The 11,803-nt window shown below is 61.4% G+C and carries 12 protein-coding genes and 1 pseudogene; 1 reads left to right on the plus strand and 12 read right to left on the minus strand.

What is annotated here, in order from left to right; translation table 11 throughout:
* Nucleotides 1–93 precede the first annotated feature (93 nt).
* The 9 genes from DVS29_RS31495 to DVS29_RS31535 all read right to left on the minus strand — a co-directional run bounded on the left by DVS29_RS31495 (nucleotide 94) and on the right by DVS29_RS31535 (nucleotide 8,347).
* Nucleotides 94–1,089, minus strand: a complete 996-nt coding sequence (locus tag DVS29_RS31495) for a tripartite tricarboxylate transporter substrate binding protein (protein ID WP_118184445.1) — start codon at nucleotides 1,087–1,089, stop codon at nucleotides 94–96.
* Between the two features lie 98 nt (nucleotides 1,090–1,187).
* Nucleotides 1,188–2,918 carry an L-aspartate oxidase gene (locus DVS29_RS31500; protein WP_118184446.1) on the minus strand — a complete coding sequence of 577 codons (1,731 nt, stop codon included), beginning with the start codon at nucleotides 2,916–2,918 and terminating at the stop codon, nucleotides 1,188–1,190.
* On the minus strand, nucleotides 2,915–3,529 hold the full coding sequence (locus tag DVS29_RS31505) for a fumarate hydratase C-terminal domain-containing protein (RefSeq protein WP_118184447.1): 615 nt from the start codon (nucleotides 3,527–3,529) through the stop codon (nucleotides 2,915–2,917). Before DVS29_RS31505 ends, DVS29_RS31500 begins: the two co-directional genes overlap by 4 nt.
* A 1-nt stretch (nucleotide 3,530) precedes the next feature.
* Nucleotides 3,531–4,406, minus strand: coding sequence for a fumarate hydratase (locus tag DVS29_RS31510; protein ID WP_118184448.1), 876 nt, complete (start codon nucleotides 4,404–4,406; stop codon nucleotides 3,531–3,533).
* Nucleotides 4,407–4,477: 71 nt separating this feature from the next.
* A complete protein-coding gene (gene sdhC / locus DVS29_RS31515; protein WP_118184449.1) occupies nucleotides 4,478–4,831 on the minus strand; it encodes a succinate dehydrogenase, cytochrome b556 subunit in 354 nt (117 codons plus the stop codon).
* On the minus strand, nucleotides 4,831–5,178 hold the full coding sequence (locus DVS29_RS31520) for a succinate dehydrogenase/fumarate reductase transmembrane subunit (protein WP_240655903.1): 348 nt from the start codon (nucleotides 5,176–5,178) through the stop codon (nucleotides 4,831–4,833). Before DVS29_RS31520 ends, sdhC begins: the two co-directional genes overlap by 1 nt.
* Nucleotides 5,178–5,894 carry a succinate dehydrogenase/fumarate reductase iron-sulfur subunit gene (locus tag DVS29_RS31525; protein ID WP_118184461.1) on the minus strand — a complete coding sequence of 239 codons (717 nt, stop codon included), beginning with the start codon at nucleotides 5,892–5,894 and terminating at the stop codon, nucleotides 5,178–5,180. Before DVS29_RS31525 ends, DVS29_RS31520 begins: the two co-directional genes overlap by 1 nt.
* 115 nt (nucleotides 5,895–6,009) lie before the next feature.
* Nucleotides 6,010–7,284, minus strand: a complete 1,275-nt coding sequence (gene dctA, locus DVS29_RS31530) for a C4-dicarboxylate transporter DctA (RefSeq protein ID WP_118184450.1) — start codon at nucleotides 7,282–7,284, stop codon at nucleotides 6,010–6,012.
* A gap of 370 nt (nucleotides 7,285–7,654) precedes the next feature.
* Nucleotides 7,655–8,347, minus strand: a complete 693-nt coding sequence (locus DVS29_RS31535) for a sulfite exporter TauE/SafE family protein (protein ID WP_164708033.1) — start codon at nucleotides 8,345–8,347, stop codon at nucleotides 7,655–7,657.
* Here DVS29_RS31535 and DVS29_RS31540 point away from each other — a divergent pair.
* Nucleotides 8,316–9,560 carry a LysR family transcriptional regulator gene (locus DVS29_RS31540; protein WP_240655901.1) on the plus strand — a complete coding sequence of 415 codons (1,245 nt, stop codon included), beginning with the start codon at nucleotides 8,316–8,318 and terminating at the stop codon, nucleotides 9,558–9,560. The two genes, DVS29_RS31535 and DVS29_RS31540, sit on opposite strands and share 32 nt — an antisense overlap.
* 24 nt (nucleotides 9,561–9,584) lie before the next feature.
* Here DVS29_RS31540 and DVS29_RS31545 read toward each other — a convergent pair whose 3' ends face one another.
* The 3 genes and pseudogenes from DVS29_RS31545 to DVS29_RS31555 all read right to left on the minus strand — a co-directional run.
* Nucleotides 9,585–10,586 (minus strand): Ldh family oxidoreductase, encoded by a 1,002-nt coding sequence (locus DVS29_RS31545; RefSeq protein ID WP_118184453.1) that lies wholly within the window; start codon nucleotides 10,584–10,586, stop codon nucleotides 9,585–9,587.
* A 26-nt stretch (nucleotides 10,587–10,612) separates the two neighbouring features.
* Complete coding sequence (locus DVS29_RS31550) at nucleotides 10,613–11,560, minus strand: hydroxyacid dehydrogenase (protein WP_118184454.1); 948 nt, start codon at nucleotides 11,558–11,560, stop codon at nucleotides 10,613–10,615.
* 77 nt (nucleotides 11,561–11,637) lie between these two features.
* Nucleotides 11,638–11,803, minus strand: a pseudogene (locus DVS29_RS31555) (UxaA family hydrolase); the annotation flags it as partial.

Consider the following 11,803-nt stretch of genomic DNA (forward strand, 5'->3'; position numbering starts at 1 on the left):
GGCGGGCTTAACAAAAGCGAAAGTCGACGATCAGAAGGTCAAACCGGTATTTTTTATATCATGCCAGCCAGTTGGCTCCGCTAGCCTTGCAGCTCAATTTGCACTGATGTGACTGGTGCTGACGACCTTTTGCCATTTCGCCGATTCCGTCGTTATCCTGCTCTGAAGCTGCTGCGGCGTATCGCCCACCGGGTCCATACCGAGCACCGCCAGGTGTTGGCGCGTGTCCGGTTGCGACAGCACCTTGACGGTGTCCTGCTGGATCTTGCTGATGACGTTCGCGGGCGTACCGGCCGGCGCCACGAGCGCGAACCAGCCCGTCACGTTGAAACCGGGCAGCCCGGCTTCACTCACGGTGGGAATGTCGGGCCACGCGTTCGAGCGATGGTCCCCGGTCACAGCGAGCACCTTGATCGTCTTGCCCTTCATGAAGGGCATCGCCGCGGCGATATTGGGCAACACAACCTGTACGCGGTCCGCCATCAGGTCATTCAGCGCAAGCACTTCGCCCTTGTACGGCACGTGAACCATCGGAATACCCGCGGCGCCCGCGAACGCTTCGTCGGCCATGTGAACCTGACTGCCGATGCCGGCGGAGCCGAAGTTCAGCTTCGGATGCTGCGTCTTCCCGTATTCGATCAGCTGCTTGAGGTTCGAGATGGGCAGCGATGGCGCAACCGCAACGACCATCGGATTACTCGCGACCGTCGTGATGTCGCTAAAGTCTTTGTCCGAGTAAGGCAGCTTTTTATAAATGAACTGGTTCACCGTCAACATGCTTCCCGAAGCCAGCATCAACGTATAACCGTCGGGTGCAGACTTCGCCTCGACCTCCGCGCCGATCATGCCACCCGCGCCAGGACGATTGTCGATCACCACGGACTGCTTCCATAGCGTCCCCAGTCCCTGGCCAAGCGCGCGGGCCAGCACATCGGTCGAACCACCCGCCGTGAAGGGAACGATGATCCGGACGGGCTGGGCAGGCCACGCGTCCTCTGCGCGAGCGATCGACTGCATCTGCAGAACGGCGGTCAATGCGGCAGCGAGCGCGAGCCCGTGCCTTAGCGTGCGAACGAAACTGGGGGGCATTGCGATGTCTCCTTTCTAGATAATGTGGACCAGCACCGGCTCGATTCGAGCTGAACAGGAAGCGGGTTTTCAGCAATGCGCCTGTAACGCGGCACGCTTCATTCCGTCAACTGCTCACATAGAATCGTCTCTCCCGGGCGTACCCGGGTGAATGTCACAGCTTCCTGCCTGATCTCGACGCCATCCTCGCGTTTCCGGATCGTCGTGTAAGCGGACATCTCCAGATCTCCAGCCTCAGGAAAATCTTCGCGGAAATGCGCGCCCCGCGAATTCTCGCGGGAGATCGCCGCCTCGGTAATGATCTGGCTGACTGAAATCAGGTTCTTCAGGTTCAGCCAGTCGTGCCATTGCGCGTTGAATGCGCGGTCGCCATCCACAACGCCGGTCAGCATCAACCGTCCATGCAGTTCGCCCAGGGTCTTCCGCGCGCGCAAGAGTCCATCGCGGTCGCGAATGATGCCCACATGCGTCCACATGCATTCGTAGAGCGACTCCCGAATGTCTTCGAGGCCTGTTCCGTTTCTGGAAAACGGGGCTTCAGCCTCCTTGATCGCGACTTCGATGGCACGCGAATCGGGTTCCCGGTACTGACCTTGCGCTTTCACCCACGTCGCCATGCTGTCGCCCGCAATTCCACCGAATACCGTGGAATTCGCGACGCCGTTGCCGCCCAGGCGGTTCGCGCCGTGCACGCCGCCGGTGTCCTCGCCGGCGGCAAAGAGGCCGTTCAACTCGGTGCGGCAGTCGGTGCTGAACGAGACGCCGCCCATCATGTAATGCGCAGTCGGCACCACTTCGACGAGTCCGCCCGCGAGATCGAACCCGCAATCCGAGCAACGTTCCACCATGCCTTTGAACTGCTTTCGAACCTTGTCCGGGCCAAGGTGGCTCATCTGGATATACACCCCGCCATTAGGCGACGTTCGCCCCGCGCGCATTTCGGCATAGATGCCGCGCGATACGATGTCGCGCGTCGCACGCTCGCCGCGCGTGTCATAGGTATCCATGAATCGCTGTTTCGCGCCGTTCAACAAGTGCCCACCCGCACCGCGCAGTCCTTCTTCAAGCACGGTGCCGGTCATACGCGTGTGAGTTCCGGCAAGCAGCCCGGTAGGATGAAACTGCACCATCTCCATGTCGCGAAGCGTGAGCCCCGCGCGCAGCGCCATCGCAAGTCCGTCGCAGCTCTTGTCTCCGGACGGCGTGTGGAACTTGTACATCGTCGGGCCGCCTCCCGTTGCGAGCAGGACCGCCCTCGCCTGGACGAACACGAACCGGCCGGTCCGCATGTCGATCATCAACACCCCGGCGATGTGCCTGCCGTCGGCGGACTTGATCAACTCGATGGCCCGGTGTTCTTCGAGGCGCTGGATACCACGGCTCCACACCTGCTCGGCCAGCCGGTTGATGATCTCGATGCCGGTCAGGTCGCCTTTGTGAACGGTCCGGTCGAACGTCTGGCCCGCGAACGCCTTCTGATGAATCGATCCATCCGGATTGCGGTCGAAAAAACAGCCAAGCTCGTTTTCAAGCTCGCGCACGCGCTCGACAGCCGTACTTACCAGCGCCCACGCGAGGTCCTGGTTGGACAACCATTTGCTGCCTTCGATGGTGTCCATGAAGTGACGTTCGACCGAATCGCCTGGCGCCAGCGCGACGTTATAGCCGCCTTGAACCATGCGTGTGCAACCGCATTTCCCGAGCAGCCCCTTCACCGCAATAGTGATCGAAAGATCTGGAGCCTGCCTGTGCGCATGAAGCGCGGCAAAGAGACCGGCGCCGCCCGATCCCAGAATCAGGATATCCGTCTTGATGTGCTCGATATTCATTTTGTCGGTACTCCGAGGCTTTCGAGCACTTCAGCGCGTCGCGCGGCGGTGTCGCCCCTGACTTCGTCATACAGGCTGCCACCGTGGCTGTCCATCGCCACGAGCAACGGACCGAAGCCTTTGATCCTGAACTTCCAGAGCGACTCTGGATTGAGATCGTCGAGATCGACGGCCTCGATCTTCTCGATCCACGTCGTTTCGAGCGCGGCCGTCCCGCCGATGATCGCCAGGTAGACACCGCCCAGATCCTGGAACGCCGACTTCGATCCTTCGCGCAGACCGCCTTTTCCCACGATCATGCGCACGCCGTACTGCTCCATCAGTGGGCGCGTGAAGCGCTCCATGCGGTCGGACGTGGTCGTGCCGATGCAGACGGGTTGATACCCGGCCGGGTAGGCGTCGCTCGGCGCGACCTTACGCACGTTCGGCGCCGTGTGAATGACCGCGTGTCCGCGAAGATCGAATTCCGTGGCGCGCCCTTTGTCGAACATATGGATCTGCGTCGCATCGCGGATGCCGAACAGCGTGTGATGCAAGGTCACCGTATCGTTGACTCGCAGCTTGCGGATCTGCGACTCGTCGACGGGCGTATGGAGGTCGTAGTGAGCCATTTCAGAATCCGTAAGTGAGACCATCGGTGGTAAGCCGCGCCTTCGCACGCCTTGCGGAATGGCATTGCATGTTGACCGCAATGGGATTCATCGTGATGTGCGTCGACGCCAGTTCGATATGCACCGCAAACGCCGTACTATCGCCCCCGAGACCCTGCGGGCCGACACCGAGACGGTTCACTGCCTCGGTCAGTTCGCGTTCGAGGGCGGCGCCCTCGGGGTCCGCGCAAGCGGTGCCAAGCGCGCGCGTCGCGGCACGCTTGGCTAGCGCAACGGACAGATCGGACGTACCGCCAAGGCCGACGCCCACGATAGTCGGCGGACACGTCTTGCCGCCGGCAGCGATCACACAGTCGACGACGAACATCTTGATCGCGTCGATGCCTTCGGCCGGCACGGCCATCTTCAGAAACGAATTGTTTTCCGACCCGCTTCCTTTCGGCACCATCTCGATGGTCGCGGTCTCGTTCTCGTCCGTGAAGTCGACGTGAATGACGGGAACCTCGATGCCGCACGACGTGTGATTGTTCTTGCGTGTCAGCGGATGCACGACCGACGAACGCAGCGGGTGCTCCCGCGTCGCGCGCTCGCATCCTTTGCGGATGGCCGCCTTCAGTTCAAATCCGTCGAACTCGACATTCCGGCCCAGCGCAACGCTGTAAATGGGGATGCCAGTATCCTGGCAAAGCAGGTTCTCCGTATCCTCGGCCACGCGGATATTGGTCCGCATCGTCTCGAGAACCCGCTGTGCGACCGGCGACGTCTCGCCGGCGGAAAGTCTCTCGATGCCAGCTTTCACGTCGGGCGGCAGCAACTTGAGGGCGCGGATATACAGCTCTTTCGAGGCTTCCTCGACGACGTCAAGGTCAAGTTTCATCGCTGTCTCTTCGGTATTCGTCAAACAGATGGTGGGGGGTTTAGCGCAGTGCGGATGCTCGCGAAACGGCGCTAATGGATCAGCGCGAGCAGGAACGCGAGACCCGTACAGGTGCTCGCTCCTAAACCGAAGGCGAGCCAGTCCTTCCTCAATCCTGCCCATGGCAGAAATTCGATCAGCAACAGGCGAATGCCGCCCATCATGTGAAGCGAGAGCAGAACCACCAGCCCCCACTCGCCAAACTTGAACAGCGGTTGATCGGTCGCGCGCAGAAAGCCGTCGAGCGACGCCTCTCCCGTAATGGCGTGACCGAGTGCCCAGAAATGAACCGGCAGGAACAAGGCCAACGCCAGGCCTGAAAGACGGTGCACGAGAAAGGCCCACCACGCGGGGTGCGTGCGAGCGCGATAATCGTTCTTTCTCATCACGACACGACTCCATAAACAGCACGCAGCCCCATCAGCGCGAGGCCGGCTGAAAAGACCAGACAGATGGCCTGCGCGAACTTTCCGCGCCAGTGCAACCATTCCTCCGCGATTCTCAGCAGACCGATAGGCACGTGTATCGCGCACGAAATCACGAACACGGAATAGAAGGCGCCAAACAGCAGATTTCCGCGCGTGCGGCCGAGAATGGCCGCTGCGCTCAAGCCGCTATGGACCGCGTAGATGATGACGCCGAGATGGACGAACACACAGAGCGCGAGTGCGGTTGCACTCATACGCTGCCAGTACCAGAGACGAGCCTGGGTGCGAAGAGACATGCCATGCATCACAGGTCTCCTTCGCGTGCAGCCTTCATCGTCATCCGTTTGAGGCCGGCAATGCCCGCGGTCGGTGAAAGATGTTTGGGGCAACGCTCCGTACAGGTCGCCTGTGTATGACACGAGTGACAGCCCGCATCACCAGCCACAGCTCGCAGACGTTCGATCGTTTGCGTGTCGCGTTCGTCGTTGACGAGCGTCCACGCCCGGTTCAGCGCAGCCGGGCCCAGATAGTCCGGACGCCAGGTCACCACATCGCAGGATGAATAGCAGACGCCGCAACCGATACACTCGACCCCCGCGTCCGCCGCCTTTCTCGGCGCGCTCTCGGGACTGACTCTCGCGAAATCGTCGTGGCGCGTAAGGCTTCCGGAAAACTGCCCCTTTGCGCGGCTCCACTTGTCGAAAAAGTCGCTCATGTCGGTCACGAGATCCTTGATGACCGGAAGGTTCGACAGCGGTGCGATCTCCAGTTCGTCGTTTACCGCGACTTTCGAAACGTGTGTGCGGCACGTCCACCGCGCCCGGCCGTTGACGTTCATGGCGCACGATCCGCACATGCCCACGCGGCACGCGAACCGGTATGCAAGGTCGGGCTGCAGTTTGCGCTGGATGAACGTCACGACGTCCAGCACCGTCTGACTCTCATGACGCGGCACATCATAGGTGACGAGCCCCCGGATAGTGCTTCTCCAGACTTTTACTCGAAGTTTCTCGGTATTCACGATGCCTCTCGGAAAGCTGCTGACGCAGTACGATTGAACGGGTTTCGTGTATCGATTGTTCAGCAATTCTTCGTGAAGAAAAATCGAATAATTCTGGCGTTCAGGCAAAGGTTTTCTATGCCTCGCCGCTCACTCGACGAAGCTTCAGCACCGCGGCCATCTGAACGTTGTCGCGCTCCTTTTCGAGCCCGGACACAACCAGCGTAGCAACCGCGTTCCCGATCATGTTGGTGACGGCCCGCACTTCCGAAATGAAGCGATCCACACCGAGAATGAGCGCGGCGCCTTCGATGGGAATCTGTTTGAACGCCGTGAGCGTGGCGAGCAACGTGACGAAGCCTGCACCCGACACGCCAGCTGCGCCTTTCGAACTGATCATCGAGAGAACCATCAGCCCGATCTGATCTCCCCAGGACAGCGGAACGTTGTAGGCCTGAGCGATGAACAACGCGCAGATCACCTGGGCCACACAGGTTCCGTCGAGATTGAACGAATAGCCCATCGGCATCACGATACCGACGACCTGCTTCGGACACCCCATGCCCTCGAGCTTCCGGATCAGCTGCGGAAACACCGATTCGGACGATGTCGTGGCAAGGACGAGAAGAATTTCTCCCTTCAAATGATTCAGCAATCGAAGCAGACTGAAACCGCTCATCCGGCAGATGGTGCCCAGCACGACCACGAGGAAGAAAATCGTGGCGACATAGATCGTGATGAGCAGCATGCCGAGCGAGTTCAATGCGGACAACCCGTATTTCCCGACTGCGAAGCCCATCGCGCCCAACGCGCCGAGCGGTGCAAGCTTCATGATGAAACCGACGATCTTGAAGAGCACCTCCGACACCGACTCGAAGAACGTCAGGACCGGCTGCCCTTTGTCTCCGATGTAGGACAGTCCCACCGCGAACAGGCAGGCGATCACGACGATCTGAAGCATGTCACCCGAAGCAAACGGACTCAGGAAGCTCGACGGAATGATGTTGAGCAAAAAGCCCGTCAGGCCGCCGCCGTGATGCACTTCCGTCTGATATTGCGCCAGCACATGAACGTCGGCCGTGCCCGGCTGGATGTTCATTCCTACGCCGGGCCCGATCAGGTTCACCATCAACATGCCGATGAACAGCGCCAGCGTGGTCAACACCTCGAAATAGATGATGGTCTTTCCGGCGATCCGGCCCAGGGTGCGCATTTCACCGATCTGCGACGCGCCACATACGATCGTGGTGAAGATCAACGGCGGCGTGATCATCTTGATCAGACGGATGAACGCGTCGGACAGCGGCTTCAAGGACTGGGCGAACGTTGGGAAGAAATGACCGACGGCGATCCCGATCACGATGGCGATCAGAACCTGGACATAGATGTGCTTGCAGATGCGACGCAACATGGTGTCTCCTTGATCTCACCTCGTATCGCGCAGACGCGATTCCAGTGAGAAAAATGCCGGGCCACACGGACCCTTGCACTTTGACCAGTTGTGGCAACAGCGTGGAGATCGCCTCTGCCGGGCGAATGCTTCCAGGCCGTCTTATACGGTGAAGCGGGCTGACCGATCGCAATCAGCTTCGAATGCGATCGAGCGCTTTGACCAGTACCCGATCAACACCTCGCCTCGACGTTGCGAATCGCCACCACAGCAACACCAACCGTCTCTTCGCGTTCATGCAATACGGCGTGAATCATCGTCTACTCCTTGTTCAGGTTGAACTGGGCGTGAGCCGGCTGGCGCCAGCGCCACGCGCAAGTGTCGAGATGGCCTAACCGGTCAAGGCAGGCACGGAACGAATGATCAGATTGACAGCCGCGAGGATCAGGACGATCCAGAGCAGCGTCAGGACACGCGGCGCCGAAATCGCACTGCGCAGCCGCGCCCCTGCGAACAGTCCCACCGCGCCACAAGGCAATAACAGGCTCACGAGCGGCAGGACGGCGGGATTTTTATAGAGTCCGGAAGCGGTAAAGAGAACGAGTCGCGCAACGGCCGTAGCGGTAATGAGCGTGCTGATGGTTGCGCGGCGCTGGTCGGGATCGGGAAGGCGACCGGCCAGATAAATCGTGTAGACAGGTCCGCCGGTGCCGAATACCGCCGTCAGGCATCCGCCAAAGAAACCCAATGGAAGCGCCCAGCGCCCGCCTATTTCGCGGAACTCGCCTCGGGACATGACTTTCCACAGCGAGTAGGTCAGCAGGCACACGCCGAGAACGAGTTCCAGCGGTTTTTCCGGCACCGAAACGAGCACGCTCACGCCCAGCAGAAGCCCGATGCAAAGCCAGGGTCCAAGCCTTTTGAGCTCCTGTGTCTGAACAGACTGGAGGTTGCGCATGCCCACGAGCATTCCGGCGACGAGATCCAGCACCAGCATCACGGGGGTTGCCGTACGCAGCGGAACCAGCTGCGTCAGCAATGGGATGGCGACGATGGATGAACCGAAGCCCGTCAGTCCGTACACCAGATACGCGATCGCCACCACGCCCCCCGCGACTGCGATCGAACTGACACCGATTCCGACCGCGCCGGCAACGATTTGCGCATTCAACCAGGCTGTCATTGATGAAGGGCCTCGGTGTGACGTTCAGTGTGGTGGACAGAAGTGGGCGATACGTCTGCTGCACTGTGCGAGAAAATTCGGCCGCGCTAATTTCGGCCGCATTACTGCGTCCATTGTCGCTGGCGGCTTGCTAAAGAAAAACGCAGTAATGGTTTTCCTGAGACCAGGAAATACTTTAGGTTGCGTATCATTTTGGACATCGACCGATGCATGTCGTCTGCGTGAAACGCGAGCAATGCCATCCATTCGCACTCTCAAAATATTTCTGTCCGTCGCTCGATGCGGCACCTTTGCCGCCGCCGGCAACAAGGTTGGCCTGACCGCTGCTGCTATCGGCCTGCAGATCCGCGCGCTCGAGAGCGATCTCAACGTTCAGCTCTTTGACCGCAACGCACGCGCGGCGGTACTGAATCCCGTGGGCCGCGCACTCATTCCCGAAATCGAAGAAATCGTTCGCCGCTACGAGCTTCTCGAAGCTTCGGCGGGCGGCGGCGAAATGTCGGGAACGGTCGTGATAGGCGCACTGGTCTCCGCGCTGATGGGTGCGTTCGCCGATGCCCTGTGGTCGATCCGTCGCCAGCATCCTCGCCTCGACGTGCATCTGCTGGCCGGCATGTCCAGCGATTTCGCGCATCAGGTCGAAGTCGGCGAACTGGATGCGGCAGTCGTCACGCAATCGCCGCATCCGCTGGCCTCCACATTGCTTTGGACTCCGCTCTATTCCGAACCGATGATTGTCATCATGCCGACCGCGCCGCACTTCGAGTTGCCGTCGGAGCAGGACGACATTCTTCGCAATGCGCCGTTCATGCGCTTCGACCGCAGCACCTGGACCGGACACCTCGTGCAGAACGTGCTCGATCAATGCAAGCTCGAAGTCAACGAGGCGCTGGAGCTGAATTCCGTCGAGGCGATCGTCGCGCTCGTGCGTCAGGGCTTCGGTATTTCGATCGTTCCCAAACTCGCGAACGTCGATTTCGACAACGATCGCGCAATCAAGGTCATGTCGCTCGATGGTGTCGACGTGCGACGCCGGGTGGGACTGCTCGAACGCGTGAAGCACAGCCGTACGGCTTTCACCGACGCGATCAAGCGCTACTTCACCGCGACGTGAAGCGACGGACGTCGCGGCATACCCTCACGCCGCCAACGCGCGCAACTGGTTGAGCAGGGTATCGGGAACGTCGATGCCGTCACGCAGCGCGACATCCGCAAGATCGGCCCGGCGTTGCCCCGGCAACCGCACGTCGGCATCCTGCAGCATCACTTCGATCAACGCCTCGACACGCGACAGGTAGGTGGCATTTCCTGCCAATGCACCTGGATCGATCGCCCAGAACAGATGACCCACGCGCGACTTCTCGCCCGCTTCGGTCAGGAACGAACCCGCCTCGTAACCGAAGTTCGCACCGGCCAGCGCCGCCGCAAGCAATTCGACCATCAGCGCGAGCATCGCGCCTTTCGCCCCGCCAAATGGCAGCATCATGCCTTCCAATGCCGCCTTCGGATCGGTCGTCGGGCGGCCGTCGCGCGATGTCGCCCATCCCTCGGGAATCGGCTTGCCTTCGCGAGCGGCCACCATGATCTTGCCCCGCGCGACATTGGACAACGACAGGTCGATCATCAGCGGGTGGCCATCGCGACGCGGAAACACGGCCGCCACCGGATTGGTGCCGAACACGGGATGCCGTCCGCCGCACGCCGGCATTGCGGCGGGCGTATTGCTAAACGCAAGTCCCACCAGGCCGGCTGCGCCGACCGGCTCCAGGTGCCACGCGCCCGCGCCGAGATGATGACTGCGCGTCACGCTCACAACCGCACTGCCGTGCTCCCGGGCGCGACTCACGAGCGTTTCGATCGCGAGCTCGCACGCCGGAAACGCCATGCCGTCCGCGGCATCGATCAACACCGCCGTATTGCGCGCTTCAGCGATCGTCGGAACCGCCTTCGCATCGACACGGCCGTTTCGCAACTGCGCGACATACATCGGCAGGCGCGCGACGCCGTGCGACGACAAACCTCGTTCGTCGGCATAGACGAGCGCGCGCGCGGTTGCCTCGGCCGTCCGCGACGTGGCGCCAGCGGCAAGCATCGTGCGCGTGGCAAGGTCGTAAAGATCGTCGGACGATATCCGCGTCATATCAGGGCTCCTTCGTTAGCGTTGAGTCATTCACCCGCGAGTAACGCATCCGTCACGCGCGACGCGACCAGCGTGCTGACACGCTCGTTCGACTGCACCGTCAAGCCGGCGATATGCGGCGTGAGAATCAGGTTAGGCACGCCCGCAAGCGGCGACCCCGCTTTGAGCGGTTCGTCGGCGAACACGTCGAGCGCGGCGCCACCGAGGCGGCCCCGCTTCAGCGCGTCGGCAAGTGCGCTTTCGTCGATCACTCCGCCACGCGACGTATTGATCAGGACTGCATGCGTTTTCAACATCTTGATTTGCGTGGGACCGATCAGATTGTGCGTGCTGTCGACGAGCGGCACGTGAATGGTCACGACGTCGGCAGCGCGCAGCGCGTCATCGAACGACATGCCGCGCGCGCCCGCCTCCTGCCAGCAAGCCGCATCCGCGGGAATCTGCGGATCGTGGCCTACCACCTGCATGCCGATGCCCCGCGCAAGCCGCGCAACGAGCTGCCCGATGCCGCCGAAACCGATCACGGCCATCGTGCCGCCCGCCGCTTCGCGCCCTTTCGAGAGCGCCGTGCGCGGCCACTGCCCCTCGGCAACGGCGGCGCTCGACAGATACGCGCCACGCAGCAGCATCAGCGACGTGGCGATTACATACTCGGCCACGGCAGCGGCGTTGGCGCCCGTTGCGGGAAACACCTGCACGCCGCGTGACTTGCACGCGTCAAGCGCGATATTGTCGAGCCCGACACCAAGCCGCCCGACGACCGACAAACGCGGTGCGCCGTCCAGCAGCGCGGCAGTGACCTGGGTCCGGTTGCGCACGATCAACGCGTCGGCATCGGCCAGCAGATCGCGCAGCCGGTCCGGCTCATCGACGAGCGTTGCTCGTGCGTGGACATCGAAATGACGCCGCAGCGAATCCACCGCCGACTCGTCCATGAATTCGCTGATGACGATTTTCCTGCGACCGGTCTTCATTGTGGACGTTCCACCGTAGCGAAACTGCGTTCGCAAAGCCCGTCACGAGGGCGGGCCTGGAAGGCGCGACCGATGCGTCACGCGCTTTCGAACAGACGCGTGAGCACGAACTCGCGATGGCCCAGCGTTTCCGCCGAGGTCCAGCGTCCGTTCGCGGTGGCGAGCATCGATTCGAGCAGCTTGTCGCCGGCCTGGTCGAGGTTCTGCTCGCGCTGCAGCAGGCCCGACACGTCCACGTCGATA

The sequence above is a fragment of the Paraburkholderia phosphatilytica genome, assembly GCF_003443895.1.
Classification (GTDB): domain Bacteria; phylum Pseudomonadota; class Gammaproteobacteria; order Burkholderiales; family Burkholderiaceae; genus Paraburkholderia; species Paraburkholderia phosphatilytica.